The sequence below is a fragment of the Modestobacter versicolor genome, assembly GCF_041028285.1.
GTDB classification, from domain to species: Bacteria; Actinomycetota; Actinomycetes; order Mycobacteriales; family Geodermatophilaceae; genus Modestobacter; species Modestobacter versicolor_A.
This window is the reverse complement of sequence record NZ_JABGDB010000002.1, coordinates 702,896-721,400: the sequence shown is the minus strand read 5'-3', so window position 1 is coordinate 721,400 and position 18,505 is coordinate 702,896. Positions and strand designations below refer to the sequence as shown.

The following is an 18,505-nucleotide window of genomic DNA, read 5'->3' as shown; positions in this document are numbered from 1 at the left end:
GCGCATGGCGGGGAGGCCGGTCGTCATGACCGGGTCCTGGGGGCCCGGTGACTCGTCGGCTGACGCTCCTGGGCTGAGATGGAAGAGGAGCGGACGCGAGATGCACACCCAGCTCGGTCGGGTGCAGGACGGCGCGAACCCCGGCACGAGCCAGCGGGCTGGTGTGAGGATGAGCCGGTGAGCAGGTTCCCCGCCCAGCTGCCGGAGCTGCCCGCCCCGCCGCTGTGGATGCGCAGGCCCCGGCTGCTGGAGAAGACCACCCCGATCGTCATCGCCGCCAGCCTGGCTGCGGGTGTGGCGACGTCGCCCTTCAGCGACCGGGCGGTGGGTGCGTTGCTCACGCTGGTGGTGAGCGCAGCCGGGGTCGTCCTGGGCTATCGCCGCCCGGTCCTGGGGCTGGGCCTCCTGGCAGCCGGACCGTTGGTCGCCGCCGTGGCCGGTGTCGAGCCGATCGTGGCCTGGCAGGTGTCCATGTTCGGGGCCTTCCTGCTGTGTCTGCGCGGGTTGTCCGGGGTGTGGTGCGCAGTGGTGATCGGTGCAGCCGACTTCCTGGCCATGGGCCTGGCGGCGGGCAGCTTCGGTTTCGACGACCCGATCGCCTGGATCGCCGGTACGACCGCGTTCGCTGCAGCTGCTGCCGGCAGCGCGATCCGCGGTCAGCAGCAGTACTGGGCCGCGTTGCAGGAACGCACCCATGAGGCGGTCGCCGGGCGGGACGCCGCTGTCCAGCGCAGCGTCGCCGAGGAGCGGTTGCGCATCGCCCACGACCTGCACGACACCCTGGGACACGAGATCGCCGTGGTGAGCATGCACCTGGGCGCCGCCGAGGTGCACCTGCCGGCCACCGCCGCTCCCGCCCGGGAGCACCTGGTGGCGGCGCGCGGCAGCGTGAAGTCGCTGCTGGCGGAGACCCAGGAGATCCTGAGCGTGCTGCACACCGGCCCGGGCGGCGTCCCTCCGGGCCCGGTCGCCAGCCACCACGACATCCCCGATCTGGTGGACAAGGTCCGCGCCGCCGGCATGGACGTGGACGCCTGCATCGGGGACCTGTCCCGCGAGCTCCCCCCGCAGACCAGCGCAGCGGCCTACCGGATCACCCAGGAGGCGCTGACCAACGCCCAGCGGTACGGCCGCGGACAGGTGCGGTTGGCCGTCGAGGTGGCCGGACCGGCGGTGACCGTCGAGGCGGTCAACGCGGTCGCATCGCCGGCCTCGGATCCCGACCGGATCGGCCACGGCCTCATCGGCATGAGGGAGCGGGCTGCCGCCGCAGGCGGCCGACTCGAGGTGACCAACGACCGCGGTACGTTCCGGGTCCGAGCGGCGCTGCCCGTCGTCGAGGAGGTCCTGCGGTGATCCGCGTGATGGTGGTCGACGACCAGGAGATGATCCGGGCCGGGCTGCGCTCGATCATCGGCACCCACCAGGACCTGGAGGTGGTGGCCGAGGCCGGGGACGGGCTGGCCGTCCTCCGGCAGGTGGACGAGGTCCGGCCCGACGTCGTCCTCATGGACATCCGGATGCCCGGCATCGACGGCGTGGAGGCCACCCGCCGCATCCGGCTCACCCACCCCCCGCAGCAGCTGCGGATCCTCGTCCTCACCACGTTCGACCAGGACGAGAACGTGCTGCGTGCGTTGCGCGCCGGCGCCGACGGCTTCCTCAGCAAGGGCGCGGGACCCACCGAGCTCACCGACGCGATCCTGGCGGTCGCCGCCGGCAGTCGAGCGCTGTCGCCCACCGCGGTCAGTGCGGTGGTGGACCACGTCGTGCAGCAGCGGGCGGTGGACCTGGACCCGGTGCTGACCGCCCGATTCGCTGAGCTGACACCACGGGAGCGGGAGGTCGTCACCGCGATCGTCTCCGGTCTGGACAACGCCGAGATCGCCGAGCGGTTCTTCCTCTCCCCGTTCACGGTCAAGACCCACGCCAACCGGGCCATGACCAAGGTCGGTGCCCGGGACCGCGGCCAGCTGGTCGCCATGGCCGTCCGCGCCGGTCTCCAGGCGACCTGAGGCCGGTGCGCGGCCATGACGGCTGCGGCACCTCCACTCAGCTCGGGTGCTGACGGCGCCGGGTGCTGTGGTCCCGTGTGTCGCGATGGTGTCCGTCCGCTCCACGCGAAACGGGCGCTTGCTCGGCTGGCCGGGGTCTGCGCCGAGGTCGTCGTCCAGAGGCGCGGTGGAGTCCGGGTCCGTCGGCCGGACGGCGTCGGTGGCGGGTCCGGACGACATGTCGGCTGTTCCGCTCCGCACGAGCGGTACGGGTGATGGCTGCTGGTCGAGCTGGCGGCGAGGGCTGACACGACCCCTGGGCCCAGTCAGATCTCCCGGTCACCCCGTGGGGAGCTTGCGCTCAGACTCCGTCGTTCGAACCCGTCGGACGTCGTCTCGGCGGACGGGATCCGGCTGCTGCGCCGCGCAGGAGTCGGGGCTGCCGATCACCCCCGTCGCTGCCCGGCTCGGGGTGGATGACGGCACGGAGGGCCAGCAGGGCTCGGGCGCCGTGCACTGGTCACACGAGCAGATCGGGTTCCGCAGGTCGGCGAGGTGCGGTCATCGGGCCAGCCCGGTGTCCTTGCCCCCTCTCCTCATCGACCGCCGCTGGGTCGTGCACGCGGGCGCAGCACCGTGTGCTGGGTCGCGAAGTTGGCGAGACCGACGAGACCGTTGGTCCCGTACGCGACCAACAAGGAGCTCACGTCCCTGGCATCCGGGGCAACCCACTGCCAACCGGTCAACGCCAGGCTGCTCAGGACCAGGCCGACAGCGGCCATGCCCAGGCCGGCGGCTTGGCCACGTGCCACGGACGCCGGGGTGCCGGCGCGGAAGGTGAAGCGACGGTGCAGCTCGTTGCCCAGGACGGCGGAGTCCGCGGTGGCCACCACGTTGACCACCAGGTGTGGCGCGTCGGTGAAGGAGCTCAACAGCATGAAGATCACGCCGTAGACAGCGCTGGAGACCAGGCCCACCGCTACGAACCGCGGGAACTCGGCGCGCAGGAGGTCGCTCCTCGACCGAGCGAGGGTCTGCGCAGCAGTGGCGCGCTGCTCGCCTGGGGGCCGCGCGGCACTCGTCGGCATGGTCAGGCCAGCCGCATCTCCGGCCGGTGGGCCCCAGTCCTTCACTCCACGAGGGTCGTGCCTGGTCAGCGGGTCGTCGTCATCCTGCCGCGGTGGTCTCGTCTACTGCGTCCGCGGTAGTCGGAGAGTCAGTGGAGGAACGGGCCGACCAGATCCCGGAGCGATCGGCTGGGCACCGCAGCCATGTCCTCGTGCGCAGCCCGCGGGCGCACAGGGAGACGGCACCGGCCAGTCCGGGGAACAACGCGTCCACCCACCGCGTACCGCCGCTGCCAGTGTGTGACCCGCCCGGCAGGGCCGATGTCCGCGTCGCTGAGGGCGGGGCCCTACGTTCCGCAACCCACGGCCGTGTCAGTTCAGTTGCCCGACAGGCGGTGGTGGGTGTCGGCGTAGTTCACCCCGCACGAGGAGATGTCGTAGAGGGTCTGGCCCTCGGTGGGGACGGGGTCGGGCAGGTCGACGACGTCCATGACCTCGGGGCCGCCGAAGCGGGTGATCTGCACGGCACGCATGAACGGAGGCTAGAGCCGCGCTGCGCCGACCCGACCAACGGCCTCACTGCCCGGACGGGCCGTCCCGGCGCCCGAGCCTGCCCCGTCCGCCTAGGTCGCCCTCGGCACGGGTAGGCGGTTCGCATGTCCGACTTCGAGATCACAGCCCTCGTCCTGGCGGAGCACGAGATCTTCCGGCGGGAGTTCTCAGCGCTCGAGGACCTGTCCGGCCAGGAGCTCGCCGGCGCGTGGGAGGCACTGCACGCCAGGCTGGAGGTGCACGCCGTCGCCGAGGAGCAGCTCTTCTACCCGCTGCTCGCCCAGGAGGCGGACGGCGAGCAGGAGACGGCGGAGGGCGTGCACGACCACAACGAGATCCGGCACGCGGCGGCCGCGGTCGAGGAGCACGAGGTGGGCAGCGAGGACTGGTGGGAGGCGGTGCGCACCGCGCGGCAGGTCAACGCCGACCACATGAGCGAGGAGGAGACGGACTTCTTCCCCCCGTTCAAGGAGGCCGTCGACGACGAGCAGCGCGAGGCCCTCGGGATGCGCTGGTTGGCGTTCCACGACGAGCACGAACGGGCGGACGGGCTGTCCGGCGAGGACGCCGAGGTGGCTGAGGTGGTCGCGACCGAGGTGCCGGAGGGCGACCCGTCCCTCTAGCACCAGCCGCGCGTCCCCGGGCGGCTGGTGCTCCCGGATCGCCGGTGGCGGGTGTCGGCGTGGTCCACGCCGGCGGAGGAGATGTCGCAGCGGACCGCGCCGTCGGCGGGGACCGGGTCGGCCAGGTCGACGACGTCCTGACGGGGCTGCCTGAGCGGGTGATCTGCGCAGCACGAGTGCAGGGCACGCCAGGGGACGACGCTCGGCTCGTCGCCGGTAGGCCCTCACAGCGGGAAGCCGTGGTGGGTCATCGTCATCAGCGCGATGGCAGTGGCAGCGACGAGATCGACGACGGCGCAGAACGACGGCCACCACCGGGTGTTGGCCACGAAGCCAGTTCGGTGCTGCCAGAGGTCCTTGAGGCCATGGCCGGCCAGGCCGCCGACGATCAGCCAAACCGGTCCGGTCACCGCGACCGCGGCGATGACGATGAAGACGGAAGCGACACCGGTCTCCACGACGATGACCGTGCGCCGCCCGTCCGCGACGCTGAACCCCACGTACACGGCCGCGATGAGCGTGAGGCCCAACGCGTGGACGGCGGAGGGGGTCAGCCAGGGGAAGCCCAACGGCGACGCCGCCTGCAGGCACCCGAAGACCACGCCCCACAGCGCCGGCGCACGTGTCAGGCGAGCCAGGACGGCTGCCCGTCGCGGTCCGGCTGCCGGCCGGTGTCCGTGCGCGACCACGGCGGTCAGCGAGGCCTCCGGTGCGTGTGTCGGTCGGGCGGCTCCGGTCACGGTCCCGACACCGATGAGCTGCTCCTCGCCGCCTGCACCACGTCCTCGATGGCGGCGACGCTGTGGTCGGAATCGGCGGCATCCAGCAGCAGTGACGTGTGGGTCGCCGGCACGAGCCGGTGGCTGCTGGTGGGGGAGAGCCCGGCCAGTTCGGCCTGAGCGGACGCCCAGCCAGCCTGCCGGTCTCCGTCGGTCGCGGTGACGACGACGAGCGGGGTGCTGCCGATCCCGGTCAGGGCCTGTGCCTGCTCGAAGAGCGCGGGGTAGGCCGCCACTTCCTCTCGCAGGCCGCGCAGTTCGCGCGAGCTCGAGTCGAACGCTCGCACCTGCGACCTGGGAGCGGGCAGCAGATCCGCCGGGACATCGGAGGCCAGCAGCGGACCGGCACCGAGGCGCTGCAGGACCGGCAGGAGTGCGGCGGCCCGCCGCATGAACGAGTAGGCGCCGGGATAGTCGGGCAGCAAGGTGAACTGGAAGGGGCTCGCGGAGTCCAGCAGGACCAGGCCGGCGACGTCGTCGTGGTGCTCCGCGGCGTAGACCATCGCGTAGGGACCGCCCACCGAGTGCCCGGCGAGCACGTAGGGGCCGGGCTCGCCCGCTCGGCGCAACAAGGCGTGCAGGTCATCGGCCACCTGCACGCCGTCCTTCGCCCCCGGAGCGCTGTCGCTCCACGCCTGACCGGCGCGGTCGTAGGAGCAGACCCGCGTCGTACCGGCGACGGCGGGCTGCACGAGTCCCCAGGCGGCGGAGGTCTCACCCATCCCGCCCAGCAACACGACGGTCGGGCTGCCGGAGCCGGTGCACGACAGGTGCAGCCGGTGGTCCCCGACGTCGACCAGTTCCCCGGGCATCGACGGCGGATCATCGGCGAGCGCCGTCCGCACGGTCGCCGCGCCGCCGCCGAGCGAGGCGAGCATCAGCAGCACGAGGGCGGGGCAGAGCAGCCAGAACGAGACCCGGAGCTGCAGCGAGCGCGCCGCACGAGCGGTGGTCCACGCCGTGAGAGCCAGGAGGAAGGGCGGCCACACCCAGCCGGCCGCGGAAAGCGCCCGGTCGCCGGGCGCGAGGAGCAGCAGGGCCGCTCCGACGGCGCCCAGCGCCGCAGCAGGCGCCGCGGCCCAGCGCTGCGGTCGGTCGGTCAGCGCCGAGGACGCCAGGGCGAGCGCCGCCCACCCCAGCGCCAGCCCGAGCAGTCCGCACCCGATCAGCACGTGCTCGGGCGCGCCTGGGACGACGCCGAGCACGAGCAGGGCGGCGGCGAGCGGGCCGAGCAGCACCGAGCCGGCCACCACCCAGGTCAGGCGACGGCCGCAGGTCCGACCGCCGTCGCTCCGGACCGCATCGCGGTCGGATCTCGTCGTCGCGGGCAGGGCAGCGGTCGCGGGCACGGTCCGACAGTGGGCCGCGGGTGTCGGCGGCGCCAGGACGAAGAGTTGACGAATCCGGCCATGCTGCCGCGTAGCGTGTCACCGTGGCCGGTCTCGAAGTCGCGGTGGTGACCTTCCCGTCGGCGCAGATCCTGGACGTGACCGGCCCGCTGGAGGTGTTCTCCAGTGCCAGCCGCCTGGTGCCGGGAGCGGCGTACCGGACGCAGGTGGTGAGCAGTACGGGTGGGCAGGTGCTGGCGAGCTCGGGGCTCTCGTTCGGCACGACCGCCCTGCGCGACGTCGCCGAGCCGGTGGACACGCTCGTGGTCGCTGGCGGCCGGGACATGGACGGGGCCTGCGCGGACGAGGAACTGCTGGGCCACGTCCGGCGGCTGGCCGGCAGCGCCCGGCGGACCACCTCCGTCTGCTCCGGCGCCTTCATCCTGGCCGCCGGCGGACTGCTCGACGGCCGGCGGGCCACCACGCACTGGGCGGAGTGCCAGCAACTGGCCACCGAGTACCCGCAGGTGTCGGTCGACGACGACGCGATCTACGTGCGCGACGGCGACGTCTGGACCTCCGCGGGTGTGACCGCCGGCATCGATCTGGCGCTGGCGATGGTCGCCGAGGACCACGGCGCCCGGGCGGCGGCGGCGGTCGCGCGGCACCTGGTGGTCTACCTGCGGCGGTCCGGTGGGCAGGCGCAGTTCTCCACGATGCTGGCCGCCCAGGCAGCGGAGAGCGAGCCGGTGCGGGACCTGCTGGCGTGGTTGCCCGACCACCTCACCGACGACCTGTCGGTGCCCACGTTGGCACGGCGCGTCCACCTGTCCGAGCGGCAGTTCAGCCGGGTGTTCAAGGCCGAGGTCGACGTGACACCCAGCGAGCACGTGGAGGAGCTGCGGTTGGAGGCAGCCTGCCGGCTCCTCGAGACGACCAGCCACGCCATCGACCACATCTCGCGCACCTGCGGGTTCGGGGCGCCGGAGACGATGAACCGCGCGTTCCGTCGCCGGCTGAAGACCACCCCAGGGGACCACCGACGCCACTTCGGGCATCTCGCGGCGGAGTAGCTCTCTCAGCCGGTCCTCGTCGGCTGCGCAGTCGGACCCGTGGCGTCGCCCAGCATCCCAGCTCCGGACGTGTCAGAGGGTGTCGGCAGAGTCAGCTCCTGCACAGCTCACCTCGTAGAGCTGTCGTCCTGGTCCCGCGCTCGGACGTCGTGTCCCGGCCGCGGGCGGACGAGCGAGGGTCGAGGCTTGCCGGTGGCGCCGGTGGCGCCGGTGGCGCCGGTGATCAGCGTGGTCGTCGGTGTACTGCCCTCTCACCCGGTCGGATGGGGCAGGCCCGCCATGCAGGCAGGTCGCGATCGGACGGGTGCCTGACCGGTGGACATGCGGCGGGGAGATGGATGACGCCGTGGTCGGCTCGCCATGCCCTCACCGGGACGGGGCCGCGACTCCTGTCCGAGTCCGGGCCCGGACCCGCAGCCGATCGAGCCCGACGGCGAGCAGGAGCAGCGGAACGGCGAGGTGGGCCACGAGGCCGGTGGGCGAACGGGCCGACGACGAGGTCCCGCACGCCGGTAACACGGGCGTACCGCTCTTCCGACCCGGTGGTCGGTTCGGCACGAGCCGGGCACGCGGGGCAGTGGCCGTAGACCGCCCCTTCCCGCGCGCGCCTTCGGGGCCGCTCGATGCTCAGATCAGTTGGACGACTCGCGGTGGTGGGTGTCGGCGTAGTTGATGCCCGCGGTGGACACCTCGAACAGCTGCTCACCGTCCCCGGGGGTGGGGTCGGGCAGGTCGACGACGTCGAGTACCTCGGGTCCACCGAACTCGGTGATCTGGACAGCACGCATGACTGAGAGGCTAAGACCTGCTCTTCGGCGGCGGATGTCACCGCCAGGTCAGCGCGGGCGGGGCATGCCGCTGGGCGACCGCGCCCGCTTAACCTGAGGGCATGGAGTGGATCCCGTCGCCGGGGGTGACGCCTCCCGGCCGCCTCGGCACGACCCTGTTGCCCGACGGCCGCCGGCTCGGCTGGAGCGAGTGGGGGCCGCCCGAGGGCACGCCGGTCCTCCTCTGCCCAGGTGCAGCTACGAGCCGCTGGCTGGGCTTCGGAGCCGACGTTCTCGAGGACCTCGGCGTCCGCCTGGTGTCGGCCGACCGTCCGGGCCTCGGTGCCTCCGATCCCTGCCCCGGCCGCGACCTGGACGACTGGGCCGTCGACGTCGCCGCGCTCGTACGCGACCGCAGGCTCGAAGGTCCGGCCGCGGTGGGGTTCTCGCAGGGCGCTCCGTTCGCTCTGGCTTGCGCCGCGGCCGGCGTGGTGAGCGCGGTCGCCCTCGTCTCAGGGACCGACGAGCTCGCCGATCCGTCGGTGCGTGCGCAGCTCGTCCCCGACGTGCAGCGTCTGGTGGAGCTCTGCGTCACGGACCCTGCAGCAGCGACCGCCTCGTTCACCGGCATGGGACCGCAGACCATGGAGGAGATGGTGACCGCCATGAGCGGCGCGGCGGACCGGCTCGTGTACCGCGACACCGCCTTCGCCGCGGCCTACCGGCGCGCGCTGGAGGAAGCGTTCGCGCAGGGTGCGGACGGCTATGCGACCGACACGGTGCTGTCGATGAGCCGCTGGCCCTTCGAGGCGTCGCAGATCGGGGTTCCGGTCGACCTCTGGTACGGGACCGAGGACACCAGCCCGGTGCACTCACCAGACCTCGGGGCGGCACTCGAGGCGCGTATCCTGACGGCACGTCGGCACGTCGTGGACGGCGCTGGTGGCGCCCTTCTGTGGACCCAGGCCGGCCGGATCCTGGCCTCCCTGCTGGAGCGCGCGTACCAGCCAGGAGAAGGGCGGGTCCAGGTCGATTCGACGACAGGAGGTGGTGGGTGTCGGCGTGGTTGATGCCGGCGGTGGAGACGTCGTGCAGGGTCCGGCCGGGGCCCCTCGGCTCGGGGACGTCGACGACGGTCAGGACCTCGGGGCCACCGAACTCGGTGATCTGGACTGGCGCATGGGGGTGGGGCCATGACCTGCTCACGCCCGGACGTCGACTCGGCCAGGCCCCGCCGGTCGCCGTTCGCTGGCGCGGGCGGCTGCCGGGCCGCGGGTCAGCCGCCGGCGAGCCGCTGCAGCCGGGTGGTCAGCGCGGTCCGCCGGTCGGCGTTGCCGTGCAGGTCCACGTACCGCTGCCCGAAGCCGGCCAGCAGCGTGTCGTCCAGCCGGCGCACGGCACCCGGGGGATAGCGGTAGTCCATCCGGGCGGGGATGCCGCTGTCGTCGGCGCCGCGCAGCACCTCGCCCAGCTCCACCAGGCTGGTCACGCCCAGTTCGAGCAGCAGGCCGGAGATCCAGGTGTAGTGGTCCGGGCGCGACCAGCCGGCGTCGGCGTACTGCCCAGCCAGGAACGCAGCCAGTTCCCGGGGCGCGATCCGAGGGTCGTCGGGGTCGGTGTCCTCGGCCTCGTCGCCGGGAACTGGTGCCCGGAGGCGCGCACGGATCGCGGTGAACTCGTGGTCGGCCAGCTCCAGCAACCCGGCGGCCAGGGTGAACCGGCGGTCGAACTCGGAGGCGTGCTCGTCCGGCACCGTGCCCTTGTAGCGGATGTCGTGCTCGAACTCAGCCCACGCGTGCTGCAGCACCGTGCGCACCTGCACCTGCACCACGCGCCCGACCAACTCCGGCAGCTCGGCCGCCCGCCCCGGGTCCAGGCCGATCAGCAGGTGCCGGCTGGAGTAACCGAACCGGCCCTGCTGCGCGGTCCGCCGACCCATGTCGCGGTCGTCGATCACCCGCACCTGCGCGGCCAGCAGCTCGGCGACCGCCGCCACGTCGCTCTGCACGTAGGTGATCACCCGCACGCCGATCTGGTCGGTGATCTCCCGCGCCGGGTCTGGGTAGGCCGGCACGCCGTCGACCGTGCGGGCCGCCTTCTCTGCGAACGAGGCGATGGTCTTCGTCCGCCCGGTCACCGACAGGTAGTTGATCCCGGCGTCGTCGAGCAGCCCGGTGACCAGCGCGAGTGCCTGCGCCCCGGCGACCAGGGTCTCGGGCCGGCCGTCGGCGTACGCCTGGATGGCCTGCTGCACCGGGTCGGGCGGGGGTGCGGCGACCCGGGGGCCGGGCTGCAGGTCCGGTGGCAGGGTCGGGGTCACGATGGCGCCGCGGGCCGCGTCGCCGTAGGTGGTCACCTCGTCCGGGCGCCGGACGGCGATCCATCCCACGTAGGCGCACACCACGGCGTCGACCTGGTCCTCCGCCACCCGCAGCTCACTCTTGCGGGTGGCGGCCTGCACCTGCTGGCGCAGCGCGGCGAACGGTGCACCGAGGTCGAGCTCGACCACCGCGCCCAGCAGGTCGACGAGCAGCAGCAGCTCCGCGCGCATCTGCTCGAGCGCCCGGCCCGGCTTGTTCTTGTACTTCAGCGTGCGGCCCAGCCGGAACAGCGCCACCGTCGCCGCGTGCGGGTAGACCTCGATCGCCCGGCGGTCGCGGCACGAGCGGGGGTCGAGATCCAGCCCCAGGCGCCGGCCGATCCGCCCTCCACGGGTGTCACCATCGGTGAACTCGGGTTTGCCGGTGTTCGTCGGGTGCGCCCCAGCCTGGAACCTCGCGAAGTCGGCGTTGAGCGCCCGCTCGGCGGCCCGGTTCCCGGTCGCGTTGGTGACCACCAGTGGGGCGTCGATCGCCACGATGCACGGGCCGGCGGTGAACGGGGCCAGCGCGGTCTCGATCTGCTCGTCGGTGCGCACCGCGCTGACGTGCACCAGCCGACCGGCGTCGTCCAGCACGGCGAGGCCGGTGGGTTGCTTGAGCCCCCAGGCGAGGTCGATCCCGATGTGCCGCACGGGGTCAGCTTGCCCTGCCCCGCACCTCGTCGGGGCTCGTCCCGCCGGATCCGCCCCGCGTGTGCGTGTGACGGTCTGCCCGAAGTCGCTCGGGCGAGCGCCGTTCCACTGGCCGGCCTGTCCTCCGGGTGGATGAACGCGAGGACACGGACCAGCTGCGCGGAACCGTCACGACACCGACGCGCCGCAGGCGTTGCTCCGCCGGACGCCCGTCCGCGGGCCGTCACCTGCTTGGTCGACGAGCGCCTGCAAGGCGTGATCAGGCCGATGATCGCGAGGGAGCCGATGACCGCATCGCCGACCTGCACGTCGTCGCAGCGACGCGGATGCGCACCTGCCGCGTGCCGGCCCTGGGTGTTCGGAACAGCGGGCCATGCCGCCGCCGCCCGATGCCCCCGTGGCGCCGGATCGTGTCTCGGGAGGCGGAAGGGGCCGCGTCCGCCGATGGCGGATGCGCGCGGCTGCATCGCGCACACGGGGGTCGTTCAGGTCAGTGACGAGACAGCCGGTGGTGTGCATCCGCAGGTTCGACCCCGGACGAGGAGATGTCGAAGAGCTGCTCGCCGTCCCCGGGCACCGGGTCGGGCAGGTCGACTACGTCCGTGACCTCGGGGACACCGAAGCGGGTGAACTGCACGGCCCGCATGCAGCGAAGCTGGTTCGCTGCGATGGGAGAGCCCGCACGCCGTCGGCGCGCCGGCGTCGTCGGTGTCGTCGGTGTCCGGAGGCGCGGCGGGCTGATGCCTCGGACCCCCGCCTGCACCTTCGGGCGGCTCAGGCGCTCGTGGGTGAGTGCGTTGCGCCGGCGGGTGAACAGCCGCAGCGACCAGACGACGGTGATCTTCCGCCGCGGCCCGATGACCGTGTGCATGCGTCCTCGGTCCACGGCCGTGAGGTGCTGCTGCCAGCGCCGACCACGGCGCCAGGGCCCGCCGGTCGTCGGCGACGAACCGGGAAGCGCTGCCGACCACCAGCCACGCCGGTGGCGACGCCCACCCCCTCGACCACCCTCGAGGCTGGTGACCCGCCGCGCGCGGGTCTCGCCGGGCGCCGTCACCGCCGGAAAGGGGTCGCGCCCCCCGGCGCGGCTGCTGCACCCTCGGCGTGTGAACCTCGCGACCCGCGTCCTGCACGCCCAGGCCGACGCCTGGGCCGCGCAGGCCCGGCTGCGGCCGGGCGGCGCGACCGCCGAACTGCCGGGCGCCCGGCTGGCCGCCAGCGGGCTGCCGCACCCGCAGCACAACGGCGCCGACCTCACCGACGCACGCCTGGTCGACGAGGCCGCCGTCGCCCGCTGGTTCGCCGACCACGACGTGCCGTGGGCCTGGCGGGTGCCCGCGGCCCGCAGGTGGGACGCCGGCCAGCTGGTGATCACACAGCGGCTGATGGGGCTGGAGCCCGCAAGCTTCCGTCCCGCGCCGCTGCCCGCCGACGTCGAGCTGCGCATCGCGGGGGAGGCCGACGCCGACGCCGTCGTCGGCGTGGACCTCGCAGCGTTCGGTGGGAGCGAGGCGCCTGCGCGCGCATGGCTGGCCGGGCTGCTGGCGGCCTCCGAGCGCGGTGCGGTCGCCGCGGTGGCGCTCGCGACCTGGCGAGGGGAACCGGTTGCCACCGCGTACGCCGTCCACTCCGCGGAGCGCGCCGGTCCCGCCGCGCTGCTGGCCGGGGTTGCCGTCCTCCCCGCGGCACGGCGCCGCGGCATCGGGGCCGCCATCTCCTCGTGGCTGCTGGCGCGGGCGTTCACCGCTGGTGCCGCACTGGCGCACCTGCAGCCCGACGACGAGCGCGCGGCCCGGGTGTACCGCCGGCTGGGGTTCACCGAGGTGCCGGGCCTGCAGATCCGCTCGCCGAGCCCGATCCGCGCGCCGACTCCTGCTCTGGGCCGCTCCACCGTCCACCGGCGGGGCGTGCCCGAGGCGCCGTGACTCCGGCTCCCATCGTGGAGGACGTGGCGACGCCGCCCGCCGGGGGTCACTCGTGCTCGCCCGCGTCGGTGGGGAGGCGCCGGTGACGGCGATCGTCGGAAGCGCGAACAACAACGCTCCGGCGCCGATGGACCGTCCGGAAGGGGCGCTGAGGGGTCGCCGCCATGGTCGTCGGACCGGCTCTGGGCCCCGCCCGCCGCGGGGTCGCCTCGCGGTGCGGCCTGCGGCGGGTCCCTCGCTGGTCACATCGGCCGTCAGGGCTGACGACCGCCGAGCCGGCGAGCGCCGCACAGCGACGGCGCGCGCACGTGGTCCGACGCTGGGTCGCGGTCGAGCTCGCGGCAGCCACGGGGTGACGGTCTCGGACCATGCCGACGAACGTCGTAGTCGTCCTCGAGGACGACGACCGGCTGCGCGTCAGACGGTCGACGACCAGGGTCCGATGAGGACGCCGGGCTCCGCAGTCACCGTGTCCGCCCAGTCGTGCGCGCGTGTGCCAGGGCGACGCCGACTTCAGTTCCGGTGGGGCGAATGGCGCAGCTGCTGGGCGAGCGCCACGTACTCGCGGACCAGGGGGCTGCGGCTGGCAGCCGCCCAGGCCAGGCAGACCCGGTTCGGTGCGATGTCGGTGATGGGGCTGTGCGCCACGTCGGGCCGGGTGTAGAAGGTCGCCGTCGACAGGGGCAGCACAGCGACCCCCCGGCCGGTGGCGACGTGCTCCAGCTTCTCCTCCACGGTCGAGGCCGGTGGCGCCGCAGCGCGGCGGCCGGTCCGGAGTTCGCTGGCGATGTCACGCCACTCCGGGACCGCATCGGGGTCCTGCAGCAGGTGCTCGTCGGCGAGGTCGGTGATGCTCACCGACTCCTTGCCCGCGAGGCGGTGGTCGGCGGCCGTCACCACGACGCGGGGCTCCTCGAGCAATGGTTCCAAGGCGAGACCGCGCTGGTCGACGGGCAGGCGCACGTAGCTGACGTCGGCTCGCCCGTCGAGGACCACGGTGGTCTGGTCGTCCCACCCGGTGCGCAGGACCTCGACGTCGAGCTCGGGGTGGGCCTCGCGCAGCGCGCGGACCTCAGCGGTGACGATCAGCCCGGGCATGAACCCGACACGGAAGGACGGAGACCCGTGGGCTGCCGCTGTCACCCGGCGCAGCAGCGCCGCGGCCTCCGACAGCAGAGGAGCCGAGTCCACCTGCAGTTGCCGACCGGCTGCAGTGAGCGCGGTGCTGCGCTGGTCGCGCACGAACAGCTGGACGCCGAGCTCCTGCTCCAGTGCGCGGATCTGGCGGGAGAGGACCGGCTGGGCGATGTGCAGCCGCTCGGCTGCCCGGCCGAAGTGCAGGTGCTCGGCGACAGCGAGGAAATACCGGAGCTTGCGCAGGTCTACGTCGGCACGCACGGTAATACCCTATGGGCATCACAGGCGTGGGAACAGGTCTTGGACGGGTACAGCACCCCGCGCCGAAGGTGGACGGCGAACACGTCGTCCCACCGAGAGGCCACACCATGCCCAACCCGCACGCCAACCCCAACGGCGCCCTCACCGGCCAGCACGTCCTCGTGCTGGGCGGCACGTCGGGCATCGGACTGGCCACCGCCGTCGCCGCGACGGCTGAGGGGGCCACGGTCACCGTCGTCTCCAGCCGCGGCGAGAACGTCCGGCAAGCCCTCGGGTCCCTTCCCGCCGGCAGCACCGGCCGGGCGACCGACCTCACCGACAGTGCCGCCGTCACCGAGATGGTCAGCGACGTCGCCCGCGCGACGGGGCGGATCGACCACCTCGTCTACACCGCTGGCGAGCCGCTGGCCCCGATGCCGCTGGCCGAGTTGGACGGCGAACGGGCCCGCAGGTTCTTCGAGCTCCGCTTCTTCGGTGCCCTCTCCGCCGTGCACGCCGTCCTGCCGCACCTGTCGGCGGCGGGCTCGATCACCCTGGTGACGGGCACCTTCGGGGACCGGCCGGGCCCCGGCTGGGCGGTGCCTGCGGCGATCTGCGGCGCCATGGAGTCCTTGACCCGCGCGCTGGCGCTGGAACTGGCTCCTGTCCGGGTCAACGTCGTCCGTCCCGGCGTGACGCGGAGCCCCCTGTGGCAGTCCCTCAGCGACGACGACCGTGCTGAGCTGTACCGGCAGACCGCGGCCGCGGTGCCCCTGGGGCGCGTCGGTGAGGTGGAGGACATCGCCTCGGCGTTCCTGTTCTGCATGACCCAGACCTTCGTTTCCGGATCCGTGCTCACCGTCGACGGCGCATCCGTGCTGGCGTGACCTCGACGGCGCAGACCGGGCCCGAGCCGCCTCGGGCGGGACCGTGCAGGCTGGCGCGAGCGGCCCACGAACGTGACGGGTCCGTCGATCCGGGCCGTTGATCTCGCGCACGAGTTCTGGTCCCGCTGACTCGGCGACCGACCTGCGGAGATGCACCTCGGGCTCGGGGAGGTCGAGGGCGGTCCAGGAACGGGCGTTCCCCGACGGCGCGTGGAGACGGTCAGGCAGACGGTGCGTGGCAGGTGGCGACGAGGACACCGCGTCCCAGGGTGTGCGGGATCGCCAGGACGTGGACCAACGCGGTGCTGGCGCCGGGCGGGGACCTCCAGGTAGTCGACGTCCCGACGCGCCCATCCCCGGCGGGCACAGCACGCATGCGGCTGAGGTCATGGCTCCGTCAGCGAAGGCCATCGTCCCGAGCGCGAGCGGGCTCACACGCAGGGCCCGACTGCCTGGGAGCGCTGCACCCTGTCTGGCGTCTCCGCCTGCGCGCAGCATCGGGTCCATGACGCCAGCCCCCGCGGAAGTGGGCCTTCCGGACGCCCCGGGCCCGACGACCGCTTCGATCACCCGGTGGGTCGAGGCCTACGTGACGGCCTGGAAGAGCAACGATCCCGGTGACATCGAAGTCCTCTTCACCGACGACGCCGAGTACCACGAATCGCCTTTCGACACCCAGTGGATCGGTCGGGACGCGATCGTCGAGGGCTGGCGCAGCCGGTGGGACTGGCAGAGTGGCGGCTGGGAGTTCGAGTGGTCCATCACCGCGATCGACGGGTGGGACGTCGTCATCACCGGGATCGGGCGGTACGCGGAGCTCGGCGACTTCGACAACCTGTGGACCGTGACCTTCGAGGAGTCCGGCCGCTGCAGCCGGTTCGTGATGGTGAACACCGAACGGAGTTGACCATGCCCGGAACGCACCCCTGCGGGAGGGGAAACGAACTCGGGGACTTCCTCCGGGCTCACCGCGCCCGGCTCACCCCCGAGTCCGCCGGGCTGCGCAGCATCGGCAGCCGACGGGTGGTCGGCCTGCGGCGCGAAGAGGTCGCCGTGCTGGCCGGCGTGAGTTCCGACTACTACGCCCGCCTCGAGCAAGGTCGCGAGCGCACCCCGTCCCCGCAGCTCATGGAGGCGGTCGCACGTGCGCTGCAGCTGGGCGCTGACGCTCGGGACCACGCCTTCCGCCTGGCGAGGCTCGCCCCGACGACCCGGGTCACCGACGAGCAGCCGAGCCCGCACCTGCGGCAGCTGATGAACTCGTTCCCGAAGGCCGCGGCCTACGTGGTGAACCCCGCCTTCCGGGTGGTCGCGGCCAACGACGTCGCGACCGGGCTGATCGCTCCCGCCAACCACGACGGCCACGTGCTGCAGTACATGTTCCTCGATCCGGCCGCGCGGACGTACTTCGTGCACTGGGACGACGCCGCGCACGCCGCGGTCAGCGGCATACGCCTCGCTGCGGGCTTCTCGCCGCCCCACCCCGAGGTCGCCGCCCTCGTGCGCCGGCTCTACGTCCGCAGCCCGGCGTTCGCCGCCATGTGGGACGACCACGAGGTCGCCGGGCTCACGACGGTGCACATGCACATCCGTCATCCCGCCGTCGGCGACCTCGAGCTGTCGTACCAGACGTTCGACGTACGCGAGTCCCCGGGACTGCAGTTGACCGTGGCCAGCGCTGCACCAGGCAGTCCCAGCGAGGACGCCCTGGCCCTCCTCGGCACGATCGAGGCGACTCAGCGCGAGGGCTCGCCAGGTCTCCGCCAGCCGGGTGCTCCCCGCACCTCACCGACACAGGAGCTCTCGTGAACCACCCGGAACAGGTCGACCTGGAGTCAGCACGCCGGCGGGCGATGGAGGTCCGAGCGCTGTACGAGGCCATCGAGCGTCGGCTCAACGGTCAGGTGTGGACGCTCCAGGAGCTCATGCTGGGTCTCAGCAACGACGTCGGCACCGTCGGTCGGCTGGTGCTGGCCCACGACGGGACCTGGGAGATCGCCGGCGACGTCGACGCGCAGCTGGCACACAAGCTGTCCGAGTCGCTGTGGTGGGTGATCGTCATCGCCGAGCGCCTCGGCATCGACATCTCCGCTGCGTTCGCGGACACCATGGACCGGATCGAGCACGGCCTCGCCCCCTCGGCCGGCGGACCCACCGCTCAGTCCTGACCTCCGGCCGGGCCCCTGACGAGCGGCCCGTCCCGACCCGGGAGCCGCCGGCAGGCACGTCCACGTGCGCCGGTTCGGGCCCGCAGGCAGCAGACGGGCGGTGTCGACGAGGCCGATCGGGGCGACGCGCCGTGGCGGAAGGGGCACGCCGTCGTCGACGAGGTGGCGGACCGTGGACGGGTTCGTGGTGTGCGGTGCGGCCACGGGTCCTGAGCAGGTGGTCGAGTCGTGGAATCCGCTGCCCGCGAGCTGGCGCAGCCACGGGGTGCACGTGGCTGCGCCGAGAACGGTGGTGCTGCCTCGCCGACCAGGTGCGGGCCGGGTGCCGGGACCGTGGTCCCGGCACCCGCCCGCCCTGGACCTACGCCACGGGGTCGCGGAGGATCGTGCGGAGGGCGTGCTGGGGGGTCTCCCGGGTGAAGCCATCCAGGTGCAGCTCGTGGTGGGGCCCGTTGCGGTGCAGCCCGAGACCCCGGGCGAACTCGCCGAGTCGGGCGAGCGTCTCGAACTCATCGGCGAACGGCCCGTGGTGCATCACCTGCACGACGTCCTGCTCGGGCAGCGCGAACAGCTCCACCTCGTCCGTCTCGGCAGGGCTCGCCGCGCGAGCACGTGCGGCGGCGAGGTCGTCCGTCGTCGTGCTGACAGGGACGAGCGCCAGCACCCGGTACTGGAGTGAGGGGATGGCGTTGACGCTGTAGAAGTCGGCTATCTCGACGGGCGTCGACCCTGCCGGGTACCAGTACTGGATCTCCACCACCGGGTCGGAGCCGCCCTCGTCCAGGACCCGGGCGACCTCGGCGACGGAGGCCTTCTTGCGGTAGAACTCGTCGGTCCCTGGGGCGCCGGCCCCGCTGATGGAGACGTAGTGGACGGCCGGGGTGCGCACGACCTCGGGCTCGTCGGCGGCGTGGAGGTGGGGCGTGCGGCGGTTGGGTGACATGGCTTCCTC

19 protein-coding genes are annotated in these 18,505 nt (G+C 73.1%); 10 read left to right on the top strand and 9 right to left on the bottom strand.

Going from position 1 to position 18,505, the window contains the following annotated elements; all coding sequences use genetic code 11:
* The first annotated feature begins 177 nt into the window (after positions 1-177).
* Positions 178-1,356, top strand: a complete 1,179-nt coding sequence (locus tag HL054_RS09860; protein ID WP_369138779.1) for a sensor histidine kinase — start codon at positions 178-180, stop codon at positions 1,354-1,356.
* Positions 1,353-2,015 carry a response regulator gene (locus tag HL054_RS09855; RefSeq protein WP_369138778.1) on the top strand — a complete coding sequence of 221 codons (663 nt, stop codon included), beginning with the start codon at positions 1,353-1,355 and terminating at the stop codon, positions 2,013-2,015. The genes HL054_RS09860 and HL054_RS09855 overlap by 4 nt, the downstream gene beginning before the upstream one ends.
* 575 nt (positions 2,016-2,590) lie before the next feature.
* Here HL054_RS09855 and HL054_RS09850 read toward each other — a convergent pair.
* Positions 2,591-2,971 (bottom strand): GtrA family protein, encoded by a 381-nt coding sequence (locus HL054_RS09850; protein ID WP_369138777.1) that lies wholly within the window; start codon positions 2,969-2,971, stop codon positions 2,591-2,593.
* A 467-nt stretch (positions 2,972-3,438) separates the two neighbouring features.
* Positions 3,439-3,594 (bottom strand): Zn-dependent oxidoreductase, encoded by a 156-nt coding sequence (locus HL054_RS09845; RefSeq protein ID WP_369138776.1) that lies wholly within the window; start codon positions 3,592-3,594, stop codon positions 3,439-3,441.
* 123 nt (positions 3,595-3,717) lie between these two features.
* Here HL054_RS09845 and HL054_RS09840 point away from each other — a divergent pair, with 123 nt between their 5' ends.
* The gene (locus HL054_RS09840; RefSeq protein WP_369138775.1) at positions 3,718-4,236 is read left to right on the top strand and encodes a hemerythrin domain-containing protein; all 519 of its coding nucleotides are present in this window, start codon (positions 3,718-3,720) and stop codon (positions 4,234-4,236) included.
* Between the two features lie 224 nt (positions 4,237-4,460).
* Here the strand turns inward: HL054_RS09840 and HL054_RS09835 are convergent, their stop codons facing one another.
* Positions 4,461-4,976, bottom strand: a complete 516-nt coding sequence (locus HL054_RS09835; RefSeq protein WP_369138774.1) for a hypothetical protein — start codon at positions 4,974-4,976, stop codon at positions 4,461-4,463.
* Positions 4,973-6,220: an alpha/beta fold hydrolase gene (locus tag HL054_RS09830; RefSeq protein ID WP_369138773.1), complete on the bottom strand. Its 1,248-nt coding sequence runs from the start codon at positions 6,218-6,220 to the stop codon at positions 4,973-4,975. The genes HL054_RS09835 and HL054_RS09830 overlap by 4 nt, the downstream gene beginning before the upstream one ends.
* Before the next feature lie 227 nt (positions 6,221-6,447).
* Between HL054_RS09830 and HL054_RS09825 the strand changes: the two genes are divergently transcribed.
* Positions 6,448-7,416: a GlxA family transcriptional regulator gene (locus HL054_RS09825; protein WP_369138772.1), complete on the top strand. Its 969-nt coding sequence runs from the start codon at positions 6,448-6,450 to the stop codon at positions 7,414-7,416.
* Between the two features lie 632 nt (positions 7,417-8,048).
* Here HL054_RS09825 and HL054_RS09820 read toward each other — a convergent pair.
* Complete coding sequence (locus HL054_RS09820) at positions 8,049-8,204, bottom strand: Zn-dependent oxidoreductase (protein WP_369138771.1); 156 nt, start codon at positions 8,202-8,204, stop codon at positions 8,049-8,051.
* Positions 8,205-8,305: 101 nt separating this feature from the next.
* Here HL054_RS09820 and HL054_RS09815 point away from each other — a divergent pair, with 101 nt between their 5' ends.
* The gene (locus HL054_RS09815) at positions 8,306-9,253 is read left to right on the top strand and encodes an alpha/beta fold hydrolase (protein WP_369138770.1); all 948 of its coding nucleotides are present in this window, start codon (positions 8,306-8,308) and stop codon (positions 9,251-9,253) included.
* 206 nt (positions 9,254-9,459) lie between these two features.
* Here HL054_RS09815 and HL054_RS09810 read toward each other — a convergent pair whose 3' ends face one another.
* Positions 9,460-11,196 (bottom strand): DUF429 domain-containing protein, encoded by a 1,737-nt coding sequence (locus HL054_RS09810; RefSeq protein ID WP_369138769.1) that lies wholly within the window; start codon positions 11,194-11,196, stop codon positions 9,460-9,462.
* 490 nt (positions 11,197-11,686) lie between these two features.
* Positions 11,687-12,067 (bottom strand): hypothetical protein, encoded by a 381-nt coding sequence (locus HL054_RS09805; RefSeq protein ID WP_369138768.1) that lies wholly within the window; start codon positions 12,065-12,067, stop codon positions 11,687-11,689.
* Positions 12,068-12,302: 235 nt separating this feature from the next.
* Here HL054_RS09805 and HL054_RS09800 point away from each other — a divergent pair, with 235 nt between their 5' ends.
* On the top strand, positions 12,303-13,121 hold the full coding sequence (locus HL054_RS09800) for a GNAT family N-acetyltransferase (RefSeq protein WP_369138767.1): 819 nt from the start codon (positions 12,303-12,305) through the stop codon (positions 13,119-13,121).
* 513 nt (positions 13,122-13,634) lie between these two features.
* Here HL054_RS09800 and HL054_RS09795 read toward each other — a convergent pair.
* Positions 13,635-14,519 (bottom strand): LysR family transcriptional regulator, encoded by an 885-nt coding sequence (locus HL054_RS09795; protein ID WP_369138766.1) that lies wholly within the window; start codon positions 14,517-14,519, stop codon positions 13,635-13,637.
* Positions 14,520-14,626: 107 nt separating this feature from the next.
* Between HL054_RS09795 and HL054_RS09790 the strand changes: the two genes are divergently transcribed.
* From HL054_RS09790 to HL054_RS09775, 4 genes are all read left to right on the top strand, one after another.
* The gene (locus HL054_RS09790) at positions 14,627-15,385 is read left to right on the top strand and encodes an SDR family oxidoreductase (RefSeq protein WP_369138765.1); all 759 of its coding nucleotides are present in this window, start codon (positions 14,627-14,629) and stop codon (positions 15,383-15,385) included.
* A gap of 505 nt (positions 15,386-15,890) precedes the next feature.
* The gene (locus tag HL054_RS09785) at positions 15,891-16,292 is read left to right on the top strand and encodes a nuclear transport factor 2 family protein (protein WP_369138764.1); all 402 of its coding nucleotides are present in this window, start codon (positions 15,891-15,893) and stop codon (positions 16,290-16,292) included.
* 2 nt (positions 16,293-16,294) lie between these two features.
* The gene (locus HL054_RS09780) at positions 16,295-17,194 is read left to right on the top strand and encodes a helix-turn-helix transcriptional regulator (protein ID WP_369138763.1); all 900 of its coding nucleotides are present in this window, start codon (positions 16,295-16,297) and stop codon (positions 17,192-17,194) included.
* Positions 17,191-17,553, top strand: coding sequence for a hypothetical protein (locus HL054_RS09775; protein WP_369138761.1), 363 nt, complete (start codon positions 17,191-17,193; stop codon positions 17,551-17,553). The genes HL054_RS09780 and HL054_RS09775 overlap by 4 nt, the downstream gene beginning before the upstream one ends.
* A gap of 361 nt (positions 17,554-17,914) precedes the next feature.
* Here HL054_RS09775 and HL054_RS09770 read toward each other — a convergent pair whose 3' ends face one another.
* Positions 17,915-18,496, bottom strand: a complete 582-nt coding sequence (locus tag HL054_RS09770; RefSeq protein ID WP_369138760.1) for a GyrI-like domain-containing protein — start codon at positions 18,494-18,496, stop codon at positions 17,915-17,917.
* Positions 18,497-18,505 lie beyond the last annotated feature (9 nt).